This is a genomic window from Pseudomonas oryzihabitans (assembly GCF_032027545.1).
Classification (GTDB): Bacteria; Pseudomonadota; Gammaproteobacteria; order Pseudomonadales; family Pseudomonadaceae; genus Chryseomonas; species Chryseomonas oryzihabitans_F.
On sequence record NZ_JAVSJB010000013.1, the window covers coordinates 71,327 to 92,357 of the forward strand.

Below are 21,031 nucleotides of genomic sequence, written 5' to 3' on the forward strand. Positions count from 1 at the left end.
TCTCGGAAGAGGTGACCGGCAAAAAGGCTGTAGCAGCTCGGCTGTAGGCGTTTTTGAACCAGGAAGCATCGAGCTTCAGGAAAGAAGCAATCAGGTAAACCTCAGTCTCGAACTCGCTGCATTGGGAGCGCACCATGGCAAACGCCGTCGTGGGGAAATTTGGGGCTCTCGAGCCCGTTGAAACTGCCACTCGCACCACCAGATCCAGCACTCCTCGCAAGCGCTCGGAAGAACCTCAGCTGACGCTGAGCTCCGTCGTCGAAAGTCGCAAGCGCATTCTCTTCGTGACTCCGGAAATTTCCGATTTCGTCAAGGCCGGCGGCCTGGGCGAGGTCTCCGGCGCCCTGCCCCGCGCCCTCGCGGCGTCCCATGATGTACGGGTGCTGATCCCGGGCTATCGCCAGGTCATCGCTGCGGTCAAGGATCGCATGCAGATGGTGGGTCGCATCGCCGCCCGCGGTGCCATGCCCGCCTGTGACGTCGGCCGCGTGAATCTGGAAGACGGCCTGGTCGTCTACGTCCTGATCTGCCCCGAACTCTACGAGCGCCCGGGCAATCCCTATGGCGACCTCGACAACGTCGACTGGGCCGACAACCACATCCGCTTCGGCCGGCTGTCCAGTGCCGCCGCCGACTTCGCCTTGGGCGATGCCTCGATTCGCTGGGTGCCCGACCTGCTGCACCTGAACGACTGGCAGACCGGTCTCGCCGCTGGCTACCTGCGCTGGAAAGGCTCGACCACTCCTTGCCTGACCACCATTCACAACCTGGCCTACCAGGGGCTGTTCCCGGCCTCCGTGCTCGCCGACCTGGACATCCCCGAGCATGCCTTCCAGATGGAGGGCCTGGAGTTCTGGGGCAAGGTGTCCTTCCTCAAGGCCGGCCTGGTCTACGCCGACCACATCACTACGGTCAGCCACACCTACGCCCAGGAAATCACCACGCCGGAATTCGGCTACGGCCTGGAAGGCCTGCTGCAGGTCAAGGCACTCGAAGGCAAGCTGACCGGCCTGCTCAATGGCATCGACGACGGTTGGAGCGCCTGCAGCGATCCGCACCTGTGCCAGCAGTTCACCGAGTCGGACTGGGAAGGCAAGGCGGTGAACGCCGCGCGCATCCGCGAGGAATTCGGTCTGGAGCCGTCCACCGGTCCTCTGTTCGCCGTGGTCTCGCGCCTGGTGCAACAGAAAGGCATCGACCTGACCATCGAGGCGGCCGATCACATCGTTGCCCGTGGTGGCCAGCTGATGATCATCGGCTGCGGCGAGCAGCACATCGAGCGGCAGGTAAGGGCCCTGGCCCTGCGTCACCCGGGCCGGGTCAGCGCCCACATCGGCTTTTGCGAAACCGAAGCCCGGCGCATGTACGCGGGCAGCGACTTCCTGCTGATGCCCTCGCGCTTCGAACCCTGCGGCCTGAGCCAGATGTATGCCCAGCGCTTCGCCTCGCTGCCGATCGCCACCCGTACCGGTGGCCTGGCCGACAGCATCGAAGACGGCACCACGGGCTTCCTGTTCACCCCGCTCTCGCTGGAGAACTACCTCGGCGCCATCGACCGTGCCTTGGGTGTGTTCGAGCGTCAGGACCTGTTGTTCGCCATGCGTCGCCGCGCCATGCAGGGTCCCTTCTTCTGGTCCGAATGCGCCAAGCCCTACGCTTCGCTCTACCTCGACATGATCGGCGTTCACGCTCAACAGCAGCGCCAGGCTCACGCCTGAGATCGAACGCCGCCTGGCCGGCGCTTTTTCTGGGTTCAAGACCGACGAAAAGCGCCTGCCCCGCTCAACTTTGAGCGACTCCCACCGGTCATATCAGCAGCTGCGGCCATCAGGGCCGCAGCGCTTTTTATGCCCTCCGGTTTCGGGAGTTATCCATTCATGACTGACATTTCTCGCGACGCAGCCGCAACGACCGGGGGCTACGCCTGGCAGACCCGTGCTGGCGCCACCCTGCTGGGCAAGGATCGCACCCTCTTCCATTTCTGGGCACCCAGCGCGGACAGGGTGTCCGTGGCGCTCGAAGGCGGCATGACCATAGCGCTCGAAGCCCAGGGGGACGGCTGGTTCGGGATCGAGGCCCAGTGCGGTGCGGGCACGCGCTACCGTTACCAGATCGGCGATCTGCTGGTGCCGGACCCCGCTTCCCGTGCCCAAGCCGGAGACGTGCACGAGCCGAGCATCGTCATCGACCCCACCACCTACCACTGGCAGACCGTGGAATGGAGCGGCCGGCCCTGGCACGAGAGTGTCATCTACGAAGTGCATGTCGGCACCTTGGGAGGCTTTTCTGGCGTCGAGAAGCTGGTCCCGCGCCTGGCGGCCCTTGGTATCACCGCCATCGAGCTGATGCCGCTCTCGGAATTCCCTGGCGGTCGCAACTGGGGTTATGACGGGGTCCTGCCCTATGCCGTGGAAGCCTCCTACGGCACGCCGGACGATCTCAAGTCGCTGATCGACACCGCCCACGCCCATGGCGTGATGGTGTACCTGGATGTGGTCTACAACCACTTCGGTCCGGACGGCAACTACCTGCACGCCTACGCCGAGCGCTTCTTCCGCGAGGACATCCATACCCCCTGGGGCGCGGCCATCGACTTCCGCCAGGACGCGGTCCGCCGCTACTTCATCGACAACGCCCTGATGTGGCTGATGGAGTACCGCTTCGACGGCCTGAGATTCGACGCCGTGCATGCCATCAACGACAAGGGCTTCCTGGAGGAACTGGCCGAGGAGATCCGTGCCACCGTCGAGCCGGGCCGCCACGTGCACCTGATGCTGGAAAACGAGGACAACACCGCCACTCTGCTCGGCGGCAAGCATTACAACGCCCAGTGGACGGACGATTGGCACAACGTCATCCATCCGCTGTTGACCGGCGAAGACGAGGGCTACTACCAGGACTTCACCCAGGACGCCACCGCCAAGCTGGTGCGCTGCTTGGGCGAGGGCTTCATCTACCAGGGCGAAAAGACCCGTCATGGCAAGGCCCGTGGCGAGCCGAGCAAGGACCTGCCCGCCTCGTCCTTCATCATCTTCCTGCAGAACCACGACCAGGTCGGCAACCGCGCCTTCGGCGAACGCCTCACCCGCCTCGCGCCGGAACCGGCACTGCGCGCCGCGACCGCCCTGCTGCTGCTCAGCCCCATGATCCCGCTGCTGTTCATCGGCGAGGAATGGGGCAGCCGTCAGCCGTTCCTGTTCTTCACCAGCCACAACGACGAACTGGCCGAACTGGTCCGTGATGGCCGGCGCAACGAGTTCAAGGACTTCGATTTCTTCACCAGCGAAGAGCATCGCCAGCAGATTCCCGATCCGAACGCGCCCAAGACCTTCGAAGACTCCAAGCCCAACTTCGGCGAAGCCGACCAGCCTGACCATGCGGCCTGGCTGGGGCTGTACCGGGAGTTGCTGGAGATCCGCCGCAAGGAACTCTTTCCGCGCCTGGAAGGCGCCCGCGCCGCCGGTGCCGAGGCGCTCGGCGAGCGTGCCGTAAGGGCGCGCTGGACCCTGGCCGATGGCAGTCGCCTGACCATCGAGCTCAACCTCAACGACGCCGCGGTAACGGTGGATGAGCCATCGACCGGCGAGCTGTTGCACAGCAGCGACGCCAAGGTGATCGCCCAGCGCCAGGATGGCCAGTTGGCCGGCCACAGCGCCCTGGTCTGGCTGGAGAAAAAGGCATGAGCGAGGATCGTCTGGAACAACTGGCCAAGGCGGCCGGCATCGCCATCGAGTGGACCGCCTACGATGGCGAGCGCCAACGAGTAAGTCCTGAAGCCCTGCGCAATCTGCTCAAGGCCATTGAGTTGCCGGCAGACAGCGATGCCGATATCGATGCGAGCCTGCGCAAACTGGCCGAGGTGGGCGACAAGCACCATCTGCCGCCGCTGATCACCGCCCTGGTGGGCAAGCCTGTCGGCACCCCGGATCAGTTCAAGCGTGGCGTCTCCTACCAGGTGCAACTGGAGGGTGGCGAACGCCTGGAGGGCACCGTGGATGCCCAGGGGCAACTCTCAGCGATCAGCGAAGTGGGTTACCACCAGGCAGAGGTCGGCGGCGAGCAGCTGACCCTCGCGGTGGCACCCGAGCGCTGCTACACCATCGCCGATGCCACGGGTGATGAGAACGCCCGACTGTGGGGACTGGCCGTACAGCTGTACAGCCTGAGACGCGAGGGCGGCAGCGGTGCGGGTGATCTGCAGGGCTTGGTGCAACTCGCCAAGTCCGCCGCCAGCAAGGGCGCCGATGCCCTGGCGATCAGTCCGCTCCATGCCATGTTCAGCGCCGACGGCAGTCGCTACAGCCCCTACTCACCGTCGAGCCGGGTGTTTTTCAATGTGCTCTATGCAGCGCCGGAAGTGGTCTTCGGTACCGAGCGGGTCCGCCAGGCGCAACAGCGCGCCGGCTTGGAGCGCGAAGCCGAGCGCCTGGAGCAGTTGGAGCTGATCGACTGGCCGGCGCTGGCGAGAATGCGCCTGCGCTTGCTGCGTACCCTGCACCTGGACTTCCGCACCGCCGACAGTGACCTGCGCCAGCGCTTCGAGGCATTTCGCCGCGAGGGCGGTGAAGCCCTGGAGAATCACTGCCGCTTCGAAGCCCTGCATGCCTCCTTCACCCAGGGCGAGGCGTCGCCGAGCTGGCAGCACTGGCCGCAGCAATATCGCGATCCCAGGAATCCGGCGGTGGTCGAATTCGCCGAGCGCCATGCCCAGGATGTGGAGTTCTATGCCTTCACCCAGTGGCTGGCCAGCGAAGGCCTGGCTGCGGCTCAGGCGCAGTGCCGCGAGTCGGGCATGCAGATCGGCTTGATCGCCGATATCGCCGTGGGCGCGGACGGTGGCGGCAGTCAGGCCTGGAGTCGCCAGGAAGAGCTGCTGGCCTCGGTCACCGTCGGGTGTCCGCCGGATCTGCTCAACCAGAAGGGCCAGGGTTGGGGCATCTCCGCCTTCTCGCCCACCGGCATGGTCAAGCATGGCTTCCGTGCCTTCATCGAGATGCTCAGGGCCAACTTCGCCCACGCCGGTGGGGTGCGCATCGATCACGTGATGGGTCTGCAACGTCTCTGGCTGGTCCCCGAAGGGGCCTCGCCGGCCGAGGGTGCCTACCTGTCCTATCCCATCGACGATCTGTTGCGCCTGGTCGCCCTGGAGTCCTGGCGGCATCGCTGCGTGGTCATGGGTGAAGACCTGGGCACGGTGCCCGAGGGCTTCCGCGAGCGGCTGGCCGAGCGCGCCATCATGGGCATGCAGGTGCTGCTGTTCGAACGCGACGGCCAGGCGTTCAAGCCAGCCAAGAACTGGTCGGCGACGGCCATGGGTATGCCCACCACCCACGATCTGCCGACCCTGACCGGTTGGTGGCGGGCACGCGACGCCGACTGGCAGGAACAGCTGGATCTGCTGCCCGATGGTACCAGTCGTGAAGATCGACTGGCCGAACGCGCCGAGGATCGCCGTCACCTGGCCAAGGTGCTGCACCTCGACGACACCAGTGTCGACAACGTCGAGGCGGCCGTGGACGCCGCCATCGACTTCATCGGTCGTACCCCGGCCCCGTTGATCATCCTGCCGGTGGAAGACGCCCTGGGCCAACTGGAGCAGGCCAACCTGCCCGGTACCACCAACGAACACCCCAATTGGCTGCGCCGCTGGGACGACCCCGCGGATCTCTTGCTGGACGCCGCCATCCCTGAACGACGCCTAAGCGTGCTGAGCGCTGCTCGTAACAATCCGGAGAACACTCGATGAGTCGCTTGCGCGCCACCGTACGCCTGCAGTTCCACAAGGACTTTACCTTCGACGATGCCCTGCCCCTGGTGGAGTACTACGCCAAGTTGGGCATCAGCCATTTCTATGCCTCCCCCATCACCACCGCCCGCGCCGGCTCCGTCCACGGCTACGACGTGGTGGACCCGACCCGGGTGAATCCGGAGTTGGGCGGTGAGGAGGCCTTGCGCCGCCTGGTCGCCCGCCTGCGCGAGCACGGCATGGGCCTGATCGCCGACTTCGTACCCAACCACACTAACGTGGGCGGCTCGGAGAACGCCTGGTGGCTGGACATCCTCGAATGGGGTCGCCGGAGCCGTTACGCCGGCTTCTACGACATCAACTGGTATGGCCCGGACCCCGACCTGCAAGGCCAGGTGCTGCTGCCCTTCCTCGGCGACGCCTATGGCAACGTCCTGCAAGCGGGCGAACTCAAGCTGGTGTTCGATGCGGAAAAAGGCGCTTTCCGCGTGGAGTACTACGCCCACCACTTCCCCATCAATCCGGGCACCTATGGCCAGATCCTGCGCGAGAGCGATCTGCCGCAGCTGAGTCTGTTCGCGGATGCCTTCTCCGCCCGCGCCAAGGACCAGCAGGAGGCCCGCGGTGCCCAGCGCCAACTGGCGGATGCCGCCAAGGAGCCCACGGTCGCGGCCGCCATCGACAAGGCCATTGCCGCCTTCGACGGCAGCCAGCCGGAGAACCAAGAGCGCCTGCATGCCCTGCTGGAGAGCCAGCACTATCGGCTGGCGAGCTGGCGTACCGCCTCGGACGACATCAACTGGCGGCGGTTCTTCGATATCACCGAACTGGGTGGCCTGCGCATGGAGCGCCACGAGGTATTCGAGGAAACCCATTCGCTGATCTTCCGCCTGATCAGCGAAGGCCTGCTCGACGGCCTGCGCCTGGACCATATCGACGGCCTGGCCAATCCGCGTGCCTATTGCCGCAAGCTGCGTCGCCGGGTAGACGACCTCTGCGCCAGCCGTACCGGCGGTGCACCGGAAGACGGCTTCCCCATCTACATCGAGAAGATCCTCGCCGACGGCGAACACCTGCGTGAAGGCTGGGGCATCGACGGCACCACCGGCTACGAATTCATGAACGAGGTCTCGGCGGTGCAGCACGCTGCCAGCGGCGAAGCCCCGCTACGCGAGTTCTGGGCGGAAGCCACCGGGCGTACCGAGGACTTCCTCGTGGAAGTCCGGGAAGCCCGGCGCCTGGTGCTCACCACCGCCCTGAACAGTGAGTTCGAATCCGCCGTGCACACCCTGCACCTGTTGGCCCAGCAGGACTGGCGCACCCGCGACACCAGCCAGGGCGCCATCCGCCGGGTGCTGCTGGAGTTGATCGTGCAGTTCAAGGTCTATCGCACCTATGCGGGGGCAGCCGGCTTCGTCGGCGACGATGCCCAGTGGTTCGATACCGCGCTGGAAGCGGCCCGGCCCCAGGTCGGCGAGGCAGAACAACCATTGCTCGAGCAACTGCGTGCCTGGCTGGGCGGCGATGCGCCGCGCTACAAGCCGGTCGGCAGCGTGGCTCGCCGTGAACAACGCAGGGCCATCACCAAGTTCCAGCAGCTCACCTCGCCCATCGCCGCCAAGGCAGTGGAAGACACTGCCTGCTATCGCTCCGCGCCGCTGCTCTCGCGCAATGACGTGGGCTTCGATCCCCAGCATTTCTCCCAGCCGGTCAGTGCCTTCCACGCAGCCAGCGGTTGGCGCGCCGAACACTTCCCGCGCAACATGCTGACCACCGCTACCCATGACCATAAACGCGGCGAAGACACCCGGGCGCGGCTCGCGGTGGTCTCGGAAGATCCCCGGGCCTACATCGCCCAGGCCCGTCGCTGGATGGAGCAGGCCGCATCGCTGCGTGGCGAATGGAACGAGGCCCCGGCGCCCACGCCGGGTGACGAGCTGATGCTCTACCAGACCCTGCTCGCCAGCTGGCCATTGGCCCTGGAAGCCGATGACCGCCAGGGGCTCGACGCCTATCTGGAGCGCCTGCTGCAGTGGCAGGAAAAAGCGCTGCGGGAGGAGAAGCTGGAGTCGGACTGGTGGGCGCCCAATGGCGACTACGAAGCCGCCTGCAAGGCCTTCCTGGAAGGCCTGCTCACCGATGCCAAGTACCTTTCGTTGCGAAGAGAGATCGTCGCCGCCGTGCACGACCTGGCTCCCGCCGGCGCGCTGAATGGCCTGGTCCAGTTGCTGCTGCGCAACACCGCGCCAGGGGTACCCGATCTTTACCAGGGCGGGGAATTCTGGGACTTCAGCCTGGTGGAGCCGGACAATCGTCGCGCGGTGGACTATGCCCCGCGGCAACGGGCCCTGGCCGCTCACGAATCGGCGCTCGCCGCCTTGGCCGACTGGCGCAGCGGCGAGGTGAAACAGCAGGTGCTGGCTGCGGTGCTGCAGCTACGCAAGGGCTGTCCGCAACTGTTCACCCAAGGTCGCTATGTCCCCTTGAGCGTGGAAGGGGCGAAGGCCACCCAGGTACTGGCCTTCGCCCGTACCTGGGAGGAGCAGGCGGTGATCGTGATAGTGCCATTGCAGGCCTCGGACCTCCTCCTGGGCCATGAAAAAATCGGCTTTTCCGCGGATGTCTGGCAGGACACCCGGATAAAACTTCCGGAAACCTTGTCCATGTACCGTTTCGGGGAAACTTTCGCTCCCTCATCTGTCCATGACCAGAAGAAAGAGCTATCTGTCGGCGAGGTTCTGGCACGTTTTCCGCTTGGATTGCTCAGCACACAAGACATCACTCAAGGAGCCGCACCGCAATGACCCAAAAAGACGAACGCATCCAGCAGCTCGCCTATCAGATCTGGGAGTCCGAAGGGCGTCCGGCGCACGAACATGATCGCCACTGGGAGATGGCGACCCGCCTGTACGAAGCCGAACAGGAGGGTGTGGCCAAGAAGACCGTCGCCAAGAAGCCCCGGGCAACCAAGACCACCACCAGCAAGCCGGCGACTGCCAAGCCCAGCACCACGGGCAAGACCAAGAGCGGCAGCGAGAAGGCGGCGACCGAAGCGGCCGCTGACGGTGAGTCCGTGACCGAGAAGGTCGAGGCGGCGGCCAAGAAGGTGGTGTCCAAGGCCAAGCAGGCAGTCAAGCCCAGCTCCAGCAAGGCCGCCCCCGCCAAGACCAGCGCGAGCAAGGCCAAGCCCGACGCGGCCGTCGAAGCCACCGGTGTGGGTGTGGCCCCCGCCACGCCGAAAAAGCCGCGTGCTTCCCGGGCCAAACCCGCTGCAACCAAACCGGCCACCGGCGAGTGATGTGATGTGATGCTTCGGCCTGGCCGTTTGGCCAGGCCTTCTCCCTACCGCTCGTGAGCGGTGTCGATCCCCCCAGAGTTTCCAAGTTTTTCCTGCAAAAACAACGCTTTGTCGGCTCGCTTCGGGAGCCCGGAACTGCGCTGCGTCGGGCCTTTCATATGCAGGTAGCCGGATCTGTATCGATTCAGCCACCGGCAGGTAACGAGAGCCAAATCAGAGCTACTTCCTTCCTAGCTATCCCCGAGAGCGTCGAAATGACATCAACCGATTCCAACAAGCCCTTAACCGAAGCGACCGCGTTCATCAGCAAGTCCAAGTCTCGTGTTCGTGAAGGCCTGCCCTATCCCCTGGGCGCTACCTGGGACGGCTCCGGCGTGAACTTCGCCATCTTCTCCGCCAACGCCACCAAGGTAGAACTCTGTCTCTTCGACGACGAAGGCAAGGAAGAAATCGAACGCATCGAACTGCCGGAATTCACCAACGAGATCTGGCACGGCTACCTGCCCGATGCCCGTCCCGGCACCCTCTACGGCTACCGCGTGCATGGCCCGTACGAGCCGCAGAATGGCCACCGCTTCAACCACAACAAGCTGCTGATCGATCCCTACGCCAAGCAGATCGTCGGCGAGCTGGAGTGGAACGATGCCCTGTTCGGCTACACCATCGGCCATCCCGATGGCGACCTCTCCTTCGACGAGCGTGACAGCGCCCCCTTCATGCCGCGCTGCCGGGTGATCGACCCCGCCTTCACCTGGGGTAACACCACGCATCCGCGTGTCCCGCGTGACCGCACCGTGTTCTACGAGACCCATGTGCGCGGCTACACCATGCAGCACCCGGCAGTGCCCGAGAACGCCCGGGGCACCTTCTCCGGCCTGCAGGAAAGCGAGGTGATCGACTACATCAAGTCCCTCGGCGTGACCTCCGTCGAGCTGATGCCGATCCACTACTTCCTCGATGACAACCACCTGCTGGAAAAGGGCCTGAGAAACTTCTGGGGCTACAACACCCTGGCCTTCTTCGCCCCACACTCGCGCTACATGGCCAGCCAGTCCATCGGCGAATTCAAGGTGATGGTCGCGCGCATGCACAATGCCGGCCTCGAGGTCATCCTCGACGTGGTCTACAACCACACCGCCGAAGGCAACGAGATGGGCCCGACCCTTTCGCTGAAGGGCATCGACAACGCCAACTACTACCGGCTGATGCCCGATGATGCGCGTTACTACATCAACGACACCGGTACCGGCAACACCCTGAACATGAGCCACCCCTGCGTGCTGCAGATGGTGACCGACTCGTTGCGCTACTGGGCGACCGAGATGGGCGTGGACGGCTTCCGCTTCGACCTGGCCACCATTCTAGGCCGCGAGCCGGACGGCTTCGACGAAGGCGGCGGTTTCCTGCATGCCTGCCGTCAGGATCCGATCCTGGCCGAGACCAAGCTTATCGCCGAACCCTGGGACTGCGGCCCCGGCGGCTATCAGGTCGGCAACTTCCCACCCGGCTGGATGGAGTGGAACGACACCTTCCGCGACACCGCGCGTGCCTTCTGGAAGGGTGACGAAGACAAGATCGGCGATTTCGCGAAGATCTTCCTGGGCTCCGGCGACAAGTTCAACCGTCGCGGTCGCAAGCCCTACTCGTCCGTGAACTTCGTGACCGCCCACGACGGCTTCACCCTGGCCGACACCGTGTCGTACAACGACAAGCACAACGAGGCCAACGGCGAGGACAACAAGGACGGTCATTCCCACAACCTGTCGTGGAACTGCGGCGCCGAGGGCGAGACCGACGATCCGGAGATCATCGAGCTGCGCTATCGCCAAATGCGCAACCTGCTGGCCACCCTCTTCCTCTCCCAGGGCACGCCCATGCTGCTGGCCGGGGACGAATTCGCCCGTACCCAGGGTGGCAACAACAACGCCTATTGCCAGGACAGCGAGATCGGCTGGGTCAACTGGGAGATCAGCGAGAAGAGCGCCGAGCTGCAGGAATACGTGCGCAACCTGATCGACCTGCGTCGCCGCTATCCGCTCCTGCGTCGTAGCCGCTTCTTCACCGGTGCCTACAACGAAGAACTGGGCGTCAAGGATGTCACCTGGCTGCAGCCCGGCGGCACCGAGATGGGCGACGAGCAGTGGCAGGACGGCAGCAACAAGTGCATGGGCATCCTGCTCGATGGCCGTGCCCAGCCGACCGGTATTCGTCGCAAGGGCGCGGATACCTCGCTGCTGATTCTGGTCAATGCTCATTATGACGTGGTGGATTTCACCCTGCCGGAAGTCCCCATGGGCGAGCATTGGTCCCTGCAGCTGGATACCAATCAGCCTGACCTGGATGCCGGCGACGTCTTCAATTTCGGAGACACCTATCAGGTCACCGGACGCTCGGTATTGCTGTTCGAGCTGACCCAGACCAAGCGGAGGAAGCGCCAGGCATGACGAACGCGCAACAGGGTTTTTCGTTCAAGGTCCTGACCATCAACACGCACAAGGGCTTCACGTCCTTCAACCGCAAGTTCATCTTGCCGGAATTGCGCGAGGCGGTGCGGACGGTGTCAGCGGACATTGTCTTCTTGCAGGAGGTATTGGGTACCCACGAAAAGCACCCGTTGCGCTTCGAGAACTGGCCGGCGGCGCCGCAGTACGAGTTCCTGGCCGATTCCATGTGGACCGACTTCGCCTACGGGCGCAATGCGGTCTACCCGGACGGCCATCACGGTAATGCGGTGCTGTCGAAGTTTCCCATCGTCAGTTACGACAACTTCGACATTTCCATCGCCGGTCCGGAAAAGCGCGGGATGCTGCATTGCGTCCTGCGTATCCCGGATCAGGCTGTGGATCTGCATGTCATCTGCGTGCATCTGGGCCTGCGCGAGAAACATCGGCAGATGCAGATGCAGCTGATCTGCGAACACATCAACTCCCTGCCCAGCGACGCCCCCGTCGTGGTGGCCGGGGACTTCAACGACTGGCGCCAGAAGGCCAACGACATCCTCGGCCAGGGCGCGGGACTCGAAGAGGTGTTCATGAAGACCGCAGGGCGACTGCCCAAGACCTTCCCGGCGAAGCGGCCCCTGCTCTGCCTGGACCGTATCTACACGCGCAACGTCAGCGTCGGGCGCCCACAGGTGCTGGGCAATCAGCCGTGGTCGCACCTGTCCGACCATGCTCCCCTGGCTGCGGACTTCCACCTATGAATTTCGAATGGCGGGACGGAAACCGCATTGCCTTGCTGGAAAACGGCGAGGACTTCTTCCCTCGGGTCTTCGAGGCGATCCGCGCGGCCGAGCGCGAGGTCATCATCGAGACCTTCATCCTCTTCTACGACAAGGTCGGCAAGGCCTTGCAGGAAGAATTGGTCGCGGCGGCCAAGCGTGGTGTCCAGGTGGACATCACCGTGGATGCCTACGGCTCGCCCGATCTGCCACGCGACTTCATCGATGAAATGGTGCATGCCGGCGTGCGCTTTCGCTACTACGATCCGCGTCCCCTGGTCATGGGTATGAGGACCAACCTCTTCCGCCGCCTGCACCGCAAGATCGTGGTGGTGGACGCGCGCCTGGGCTTCATCGGCGGGATCAATTACTCCGCCGAACACCTCGGTGATTTCGGGCCCGAGGCCAAACAGGATTACGCGGTGGAGGTCGAAGGCCCCATCGTCGATGACATCCACCGCTTCGCCCGCGACGCCATCAACTCCCCGGACGAAACCCACCGCTGGTGGGGCAAGCGCTCGCAGAAGCCGGCCAACAATCGCAATCCCGGCAATGCTCAGGCGCTGCTGGTATTCCGCGACAACGACGAGCATCGCGCCGACATCGAAAAGCACTACCTGGAGATGCTGCGCAATGCCAAGCGCGAGGTGGTCATCGCCAATGCCTACTTCTTTCCCGGCTACCGGCTGCTGCGCGAAATGCGCAACGCCGCCCAGCGCGGCGTCCGGGTGGTACTCATCGTCCAGGGTGAGCCGGACATGGCCATCGTCAAGGTCGGCGCCCAGATGCTCTACAACTACCTGGTCAAGGCCGGCGTGGAGATCTACGAGTACTGCCTGCGGCCCTTGCACGGCAAGGTGGCGACCATGGACGAGCACTGGTCCACGGTGGGTTCGAGCAACCTGGACCCCTTGAGTCTTTCGCTCAATCTCGAATGCAACCTGATCTTCCACGACCACGCCTTCAACCGTGAATTGCGTGGCCGGCTGGAAACCCTCATCCAGAATCACTGCGAGCACGTGGACAGCAGCAAGGTGCCCAAGCGCACCTACTGGCACCTGGCCAAGACCATGCTGGTGTTCCACTTCCTGCGCCACTTCCCCGCCTGGGTGGGCTGGTTGCCCGGGCATACGCCGAAGATCGAACTGGTCAGCCCGCCAGTGCAACCCGAGCTCGAAACCCAGGACCGGGTGGATTCCTCGATTTCAAGGTACCCACAACGATGAGCAGCCATAGCGACACCCTGGATCGTGCCGATGCCGATGCCGACGAGGACGGCCAGCAGGCCGCCAAGCCACAGAGTGGCCGCTGGGTCCTGGCCAAGAAGATCCTGACCTGGGCCTTCCTGATCGCGGTCATCGTGCTGCTGGTGATCTATGCCCGCAAGGTGGACTGGGGCGAGGTGTGGAAGGTCTTCACCGGCTACCAGTGGACCACCCTGGCCATGGCAGGCGGCCTCGTCGTGCTCTCGTACATCATGTACGGCTGCTATGACCTCATCGGTCGCGCCTACTGTGGGCACAAACTGGTCAAGCGCCAGGTGTTCCTGGTGTCCTTCATCTGCTACGCCTTCACCCTGACCCTCAGCACCTGGGTGGGCGGCATCGGCATGAGATATAGGCTTTATTCACGGCTAGGGCTTTCCAGCGGCACCATCACCCGCATTTTCTCCTTGAGCATCGCCACCAACTGGCTGGGCTATATCCTGCTGGCCGGCGGCATCTTCGTCAGTGGCGTGGTGGACATGCCCTCCAACTGGTTCGTCGGCGATACCACCCTGCGGTTGATCGGCGCCGGCCTGCTGGCCTTCATCGTCTTCTACCTGGCGGTCTGCGCCTTCGCCAAGCAGCGCGAATGGACGGTGCGCAAGCAGCGCCTGGCGCTACCCTCGCTGCGCATGGCCTGCCTGCAGCTGCTGGTGTCCTCGATCAACTGGATGGCCATGGCCGCCATCGTCTACCTGTTCCTCGGCCGCCAGGTGGACTACCTGCATGTGCTGGGCGTACTGCTGCTGTCGAGCATCGCCATGGTCATCGTCCATATTCCCGCCGGGGTTGGCGTTCTGGAAACCGTGTTCATCGCCTTGCTGGCCAACGATGGCCTGTCCCACGGCAAGATCATCGCAGCCCTCCTCGGCTACCGGACGCTGTACTTCATCGTCCCCCTGCTGATCGCTGCAGTGCTGTATTTCGGCCTGGAAAGCCGCGCCAAGAAGCTCAAGGTGAGCAATGACCGGCGCGAAGAACGCAAGCAGCAGGAAGCCAGCAGCCACTGACGGCAGTCAGCGATTGTTGGGTTGGTGCATCGAGATCAGCCGATAGAACTGGACCTTCCCGCCCTCGCTGGCGGGCCCCTCCGCGTCGCGCAGTCGCGCGCCGGCCTTGAAGTACAGGTGATGGCTGCTCCAGGCGCTGTCCAGTTGCAGACCTAGATCACCGGTACGAGAACCTGCGCCGTGGGCGCGCACGGTGAGGACGCCGCTGCGTGCCAGCTTGATGTCGTAGCTGAAGCGACTGGCCAGCGGCAGGCGTTCCAGCAGGATCACGTCCTTGGGGTTGTCGTCCGGACTTTCTCGCAGGCGGGCGATCAGCTTGCCTAGCTCCTGGCCCTTGTCGGCCATCGCGCTGTCCACCTGGTAGACCAGTTGCAGCAGGGCCTCGGCCGGTTTCAGCGGCGCACTGGCCTGATCCTCGATCTGGCTGAGGATGACTTCGGGCCGTGAGGGCACCTGCTGCACGGCTGCTTCGGCCTGCAACAGCGCATCGGCCTCGCGATACTTCCAGGAATAGGCACTGCCGTCGGGCCGCGTTTCCCGCAATTCGGTGGCGGGATAGTCGTCGAAGGCCTGCGGGGTACCGGTGACCGGGACCCAGAACACCAGGGAACCGCCCTCACCCCGGTAAAGATAGGGACTGCGGAAATTGCTGCTGTTCAGCTCGGCGGTGGTTACCTGGGCCACGGGCAAGGGCACAGGTACCGTCAGATTCCATTCGGCGAGATCGATCATGGGGTTCTCGGTTGCCAGACGCCCGCCAAGCATCGCCCAAATTGGCGATGCCTGTCAGCGTGACGCGCCCATCCCGAGCGCTTCGCGGAAGATCAGCCGTGCGGCTTGAACACCAGCAGGCCGAGTGGGGGCAGCTGCAGGTTCAGCGACGCCGGCTGGCCGTGGGCGGCGATTTCCTCGGCGGCGACGCCACCGCCGTTGCCCAGGTTGGAGCCACCATAGCGCTCGGCATCGCTGTTGAATATCTCCTGCCAATGGCCCAAGGACGGCACGCCCACCCGGTAATCGTGACGTGGGACCGGGGTGAAGTTGGCGATCACCAGCAGCGGGCGCTGCTGGGCGTCCTTGCGCAGCCAGGCGAAGACACTGTTACCGTTGTCGTCGCCGACCACCCAGTCGAAGCCCTCGGGCAGGTGATCGCGCTGGTGCAGGGCCGGCTCGTGGCGATATAGCTGGTTCAGATCGGCCAGCAACTGCTTCACGCCACTGTGGGTGCCGTGTTCGAGCAGGAACCAGTCCAGCTCGCGATCATGGCTCCATTCCCGCCATTGGCCGAACTCGCAGCCCATGAATAGCAGCTTCTTGCCCGGATGCGTCCACATGAAGCTGAGATAGTTACGCAGGTTGGCGAATTTCTGCCAGATATCGCCGGGCATCTTCTCGATCAGCGAGCCCTTGCCGTGCACCACCTCGTCGTGGGAGATGGGCAACACGAAGCGCTCGGACCAGGCGTAGACCAAGCCGAAGGTCATCTGGTGGTGGTGGTACTGGCGATACACCGGGTCTTCTTCCACGTAGTGCAGGCTGTCGTGCATCCAGCCCATGTTCCACTTGTAGTCGAAGCCGAGTCCGCCCTCGCTCGTCGGTGCGCTGACGCCTGGCCAGGAGGTCGATTCCTCGGCGATGACCAGAGCACCGGGCGCCTCTTCGTGGACCACGTCGTTGAGATGGCGCAGGAAGGCGATGGTCTCCAGGTTTTCCCGACCGCCGTGGATGTTGGGCATCCACTCGCCCTGCTTGCGCGAATAGTCGCGATAGAGCATGGACGCCACCGCATCCACCCGCAGGCCGTCGATGTGGAAGTGCTTCAGCCAATGCATGGCCGAGGCCAGCATGAAGCCGTGCACCTCATGGCGCCCCAGGTTGTAGATGTAGGTATTCCAGTCCTGGTGGAAGCCCTCGTAGGGGTGCTCGTACTCGTAGAGCGCGGTACCGTCGAAACGGGCCAGGCCGTGCTCGTCGGTGGGGAAATGCGCCGGTACCCAGTCGAGGATGACGCCGATGTCGGCCTGGTGGCAGGCGTCGACGAAGGCGGCGAAATCGGCCGGCGTACCGAAGCGAGAGGTAGGCGCGAACTGGCCGAGCGGCTGGTAGCCCCAGGACCCGCTGAAGGGGTGCTCCATGATCGGCAGCAGCTCGATATGGGTGAAACCCATCTCGCGGATGTAGGGGATCAGGTGCTGGGCGAGCTCCCGCCAGCTGTAGAGCCGGCCCTCATCGCCACCCTCGCGGCGCCAGGAGCCGGCGTGCAGCTCGTAGATGGACAGCGGCGCTTCCAGGCCCTGGCGTTCACGCCGATGGGCCATCCAGTCCTGGTCGTGCCAGGTGAAGGGCTTGTTGTCGGCCACCACGGACGCGGTGCGCGGTGGCAGCTCCGCGGCCAGGGCGATGGGATCGGCCTTCAGCGGCAGCACGCCGTGCTGGCCGAGGATCTCGTACTTGTAGGCGGTACCGACCGGCAGGCGCGGGACGAACAGCTCCCAGACCCCGCTGTTGGCGCGCAGGCGCATGGGCAGGCGGCGCCCGTCCCAGGCGTTGAAGTCGCCCACCACCGACACGCGCCGGGCATTGGGCGCCCAGACGGCGAAGCGCACCCCCTCTACCCCGTCGACCTGGCAGCGCTGGGCGCCAAAGGTCTCGCCGAGGTTGCGATGGCGCCCTTCGTTGAACAGATAGAGATCGGTCTCGCCCAGCAGCAGGCCGAAGGAATAGGGATCTTCGGTCTCCTGCACCCCGCTCGGCCAACGAATGACCAGCTTGTAGGGCGCGGTGTAATCCAGCCGGGCGACGAACAGCCCGGGCACGCGCCCGGGTTGCATCTGCGCCAGGGAACGGCCGCTCATGCGGTCGACCAGTTCGACGCCCAGGGCGTTGGGCAGGAAGGCGCGGACGATCACCCCGTCGCCGTCGGCATGGGGGCCGAGGATGGCGAAGGGATTGCCGTGCTCGCCACGTGCCAGCGACTCGGCCTCCGCGGCCGAGAGCCGGGCGTCGTCCAGGGGGGCGACGGGGGCGGTGGTGTGATCGGTCATACGCGGGCTCCAGACAAGAGGGTCTCGACGATGGCAGCGACGCCACGTAGCGGAATGTTGATCCAGGTGGGTCGGTTGGCGGCCTCGTAGCCTATCTCATAGACCGCCTTCTCCAGGCAGTAGAGATCCAGCGCGGCCTGTTCGCCACGCTCGCCCCAGGTGTGACCGATATCGGCCGCGGCAGCGCGGTAGGCATCCAGGAAGGCCGCATAGGACGAGGTGCGGTAGGTCTCGGCGGCTTGGGCACGCAGGCGCATATGCTCTTCCGAGGTATCGGCACCGGCATTGCTCGCCTGGGTGACCATGGCCGCCGCGTAGTCGAAGGAACGCAGGACACCGGCGACGTCCTTGTGCGGGCCGTACTTGCCACGCCGCTCTTCCAGCGACCGCGCCGGCTCGCCTTCGAAGTCGATGAGAATGGCATCGTCCTGAGCCACCAGCACCTGACCCAGGTGCAGGTCACCGTGGACACGGATACGCAACCCGCCAGCCACGTCGCCGGCGAGGGCTTCGATGCGCTTGGCCAGGGCGGCGCGCTTGCCGACCAGGCCTTCGAGCAGCTGCTGGCTGGTGGCATCCAACTGCTCTCGCATGCCTTGCAGCGTATCCAGGGCACCGTCCACCTGCTGGCGAACTCGCTGCGCCAGGGCCTTGGCCGCCTTGGCATCCACCTTCTCGGGTGCGAAGGCCGGGTCACTGGTGGGCTGCGCCAGGACGAGGTGCATCTCACCGAGACGCTTGCCCAAGACCCCGGCGAAGGCGATCAGGTCGCCCATGGCGGTGAACTCGTTTTCCACCCCGGAGATGCCTCCGCTGAGCAGATCGCGGGTGACCCGATCCAGCCCGTCCAAGCTCCAGGTCCAGGCATCGCCCTGGTTGTGGATGTGCTCCTGCACCAGCATCAGCACATGGGGCGTGCCATCCGGCGCGATGCGTTGGGCCACCGCATGGGTGGCGGCGATATTGGCGAAGCCGGCCTGGGCCAGGAAACGGCCCATTTCCACTTCCGGATGGATGCCCGGGGCCACCTTGCGGATCAGCTTGAGCATCAGGTGATCGCCAACGATCAGCGAGCTGTTGGACTGCTCCACCCCTAGGTGCTTGATCTCGGTCTCGGGGTCCAGTGCGAGGTCGGTGTCGTCATAGACCTCGAAGCTCAGCTCCCCAGCCGGCGACGCGAGCTTGGCGCCTTTGCGGAAAGCATCGAACACGCCATGGACGAAGCTGGTCAGGGCGAAGGCATCGGTGACCAGGCCCACCCGCCGTACGTGGCGGATACGCGAGATGGCCAATTGGGTCGCCAGCGGACTGCAGTGCTGGTCTTCTTCGGCGAGGAAGCCCAGTGGCAGGGCGTAGCGCTCTTCACCCTTGGCATTGGTCACCACCACCTCGCTGAACATCACCGGCAGCTTGGGCGTGTTGATCTGGGCGGCGTAGTCCAGGCGCACGCCAGTGATGGCCTCGTCCTTGGAACCGAACCAGCGGCGCTTGGGCAGATACACCGGCAGCACCTCTTCGAAGATGCGCCGCGGTTCGCCGTCGAGCAACTCCTGCAGGTTGCGCTTGATGACCACCGTCTGGTAGTCGGGCATCGGCGCCGGCGGCTCGGTGTGCCAGGCGGGCATCTGCTCGTTGCCGGCCAGATAGAACCAGTAGAAGCCATAGGGCGGCAGGGTCAGCATGTAGGGCAGCTGGCCAATGGGCGGGAAGGCACTGCCGCCGATCATCTCCACCGGTACCTGGCCGACGAAGCTGGACAGGTCCAGCTCCACCGCTTGGGCGGCGCGGGAGACGTTGGCCACGCAGAGAATGGTCTCGTGCTCGCCCTGGGCGTTGGTGAAGTCGCGCAGGTAGGCCAGGATGCGCCGGTTGGTAGGCGACAGCATCTTCAGGGTGCCGCGGCCGAAGGCCTTCTGCTGCTTGCGCACGGCGAGCATGCGCCGCGTCCAGTTGAGCAGCGAGTGCGGATCGCGGGACTGGGCCTCGACGTTGATCGCCTGGTAGCCGTACAGCGGGTCCATGATCGACGGCAATACCAGGCTGGCTGGGTCGGCGCGGGAGAAGCCGCCGTTGCGGTCGACCGACCACTGCATCGGTGTCCGTACGCCATCGCGGTCGCCCAGGTGGATGTTGTCACCCATGCCGATCTCGTCGCCGTAGTAGAGCGTCGGGGTGCCGGGCATGGACAGCAGCAGGCTGTTGAGCAGCTCGATCCGCCGCCGGTCGCGCTCCAGCAGCGGCGCCAGGCGCCGACGGATGCCCAGGTTGATGCGCGCGCGGCGGTCCGAGGCGTAGTAGTTCCAGAGATAGTCCCGCTCGCGGTCGGTCACCATCTCCAAGGTCAGTTCGTCGTGGTTGCGCAGGAAGATCGACCACTGGCAGTTCGGCGGGATCTCCGGGGTCTGGCGCAGGATGTCGGTGATGGGGAAGCGGTCTTCCTGGGCGATGGCCATGTACATCCGCGGCATCAGCGGGAAGTGGAAGGCCATGTGGCATTCGTCGCCGTCGCCGAAGTACAGCTGGGTGTCTTCCGGCCACTGGTTGGCCTCGGCCAGCAGCATGCGGTCCGGATAGTTGGCGTCGATCTCGGCGCGGATTTCCTTGAGCACCGCGTGGGTCTCGGGCAGGTTCTCGTTGTTGGTGCCGTCGCGCTCCACCAGGTAGGGAATGGCGTCCAGGCGCAGGCCATCGACGCCCATGTCCAGCCAGTACCTCATGATGGAGATGACCGCCTTCATCACCTGGGGATTGTCGAAGTTCAGGTCCGGCTGGTGGGAATAGAAGCGATGCCAGAAGTACTGGCCGGCGACCGGGTCCCAGGTCCAGTTGGACTTCTCGGTGTCGAGGAAGATGATGCGGGTGCCGTCGTACTTCTGGTCGTCATCGGACCAGACGTAGAAATTGCGCGCCGCCGAACCTTTCTTGGCGCGGCGGGCGCGCTGGAACCAGGGGTGCTGGTCGGAGGTGTGGTTGATGACCAGCTCGGTGATCACCCGCAGGCCCCGGGCATGGGCCTCGGCGATGAACCTTTTGGCATCGGCCATGGTGCCGTAGTCGGGATGGATACCGCGGTACTCGGCGATGTCGTAGCCATCGTCACGGCGTGGCGACGGGTAGAACGGCAGCAGCCAGATGGTGTTCACGCCCAGGCTGGCAATGTAGTCCAGCTTGTCGATCAGGCCGGGGAAATCGCCGATACCGTCGTTGTTGGAATCGAAGAACGACTTCACGTGCACCTGGTAGATGACCGCGTCCTTGTACCACAGCGGATCGTCGATGAAGGCGGCAGGTTTGCGGGAACGAGCTTTATTAGGTTTTGCCATGTCGTCTGTTCCTTAACAGGGCGTTCGAATCGAAGGCGTGCACCGGCCGCTCGGGCGGCTCGGGGTAACGACGAATCCGAACAGCGCCAGCACAGGGCTCTGCCCTGCTCCGCGCCGCCCGGGTC

Annotated in this window: 12 protein-coding genes; 9 read left to right on the forward strand and 3 right to left on the reverse strand. The window is 64.6% G+C overall.

What is annotated here, in order from left to right:
• Window positions 1-134 precede the first annotated feature (134 nt).
• The 9 genes from glgA to RND78_RS19640 all read left to right on the forward strand — a co-directional run bounded on the left by glgA (window position 135) and on the right by RND78_RS19640 (window position 14,539).
• Complete coding sequence (gene glgA, locus RND78_RS19600) at window positions 135-1,718, forward strand: glycogen synthase GlgA (RefSeq protein ID WP_312731428.1); 1,584 nt, start codon at window positions 135-137, stop codon at window positions 1,716-1,718.
• A gap of 159 nt (window positions 1,719-1,877) precedes the next feature.
• Window positions 1,878-3,683: a malto-oligosyltrehalose trehalohydrolase gene (treZ, locus tag RND78_RS19605; RefSeq protein WP_312731431.1), complete on the forward strand. Its 1,806-nt coding sequence runs from the start codon at window positions 1,878-1,880 to the stop codon at window positions 3,681-3,683.
• Complete coding sequence (gene malQ, locus RND78_RS19610; protein ID WP_312731434.1) at window positions 3,680-5,746, forward strand: 4-alpha-glucanotransferase; 2,067 nt, start codon at window positions 3,680-3,682, stop codon at window positions 5,744-5,746. The genes treZ and malQ overlap by 4 nt, the downstream gene beginning before the upstream one ends.
• On the forward strand, window positions 5,743-8,550 hold the full coding sequence (gene treY / locus RND78_RS19615; protein ID WP_312731437.1) for a malto-oligosyltrehalose synthase: 2,808 nt from the start codon (window positions 5,743-5,745) through the stop codon (window positions 8,548-8,550). The genes malQ and treY overlap by 4 nt, the downstream gene beginning before the upstream one ends.
• Window positions 8,547-9,044, forward strand: coding sequence for a DUF2934 domain-containing protein (locus RND78_RS19620; protein ID WP_312731440.1), 498 nt, complete (start codon window positions 8,547-8,549; stop codon window positions 9,042-9,044). The genes treY and RND78_RS19620 overlap by 4 nt, the downstream gene beginning before the upstream one ends.
• A 254-nt stretch (window positions 9,045-9,298) precedes the next feature.
• Window positions 9,299-11,488: a glycogen debranching protein GlgX gene (gene glgX, locus RND78_RS19625; RefSeq protein WP_312731442.1), complete on the forward strand. Its 2,190-nt coding sequence runs from the start codon at window positions 9,299-9,301 to the stop codon at window positions 11,486-11,488.
• Window positions 11,485-12,246, forward strand: a complete 762-nt coding sequence (locus tag RND78_RS19630; RefSeq protein ID WP_133861799.1) for an endonuclease/exonuclease/phosphatase family protein — start codon at window positions 11,485-11,487, stop codon at window positions 12,244-12,246. The genes glgX and RND78_RS19630 overlap by 4 nt, the downstream gene beginning before the upstream one ends.
• Window positions 12,243-13,490, forward strand: coding sequence for a cardiolipin synthase ClsB (clsB, locus tag RND78_RS19635; protein ID WP_312731448.1), 1,248 nt, complete (start codon window positions 12,243-12,245; stop codon window positions 13,488-13,490). Before RND78_RS19630 ends, clsB begins: the two co-directional genes overlap by 4 nt.
• Window positions 13,487-14,539 carry a YbhN family protein gene (locus RND78_RS19640; protein WP_312731451.1) on the forward strand — a complete coding sequence of 351 codons (1,053 nt, stop codon included), beginning with the start codon at window positions 13,487-13,489 and terminating at the stop codon, window positions 14,537-14,539. Before clsB ends, RND78_RS19640 begins: the two co-directional genes overlap by 4 nt.
• Window positions 14,540-14,545: 6 nt before the next feature.
• Here the strand turns inward: RND78_RS19640 and RND78_RS19645 are convergent, their stop codons facing one another.
• From RND78_RS19645 to treS, 3 genes are all read right to left on the reverse strand, one after another.
• The gene (locus RND78_RS19645) at window positions 14,546-15,271 is read right to left on the reverse strand and encodes a polysaccharide lyase family 7 protein (protein ID WP_312731454.1); all 726 of its coding nucleotides are present in this window, start codon (window positions 15,269-15,271) and stop codon (window positions 14,546-14,548) included.
• Window positions 15,272-15,363: 92 nt separating this feature from the next.
• Window positions 15,364-17,583, reverse strand: coding sequence for a 1,4-alpha-glucan branching protein GlgB (glgB, locus tag RND78_RS19650; protein ID WP_312731457.1), 2,220 nt, complete (start codon window positions 17,581-17,583; stop codon window positions 15,364-15,366).
• Window positions 17,580-20,906: a maltose alpha-D-glucosyltransferase gene (gene treS / locus RND78_RS19655; protein WP_312731460.1), complete on the reverse strand. Its 3,327-nt coding sequence runs from the start codon at window positions 20,904-20,906 to the stop codon at window positions 17,580-17,582. The genes glgB and treS overlap by 4 nt, the downstream gene beginning before the upstream one ends.
• Window positions 20,907-21,031 lie beyond the last annotated feature (125 nt).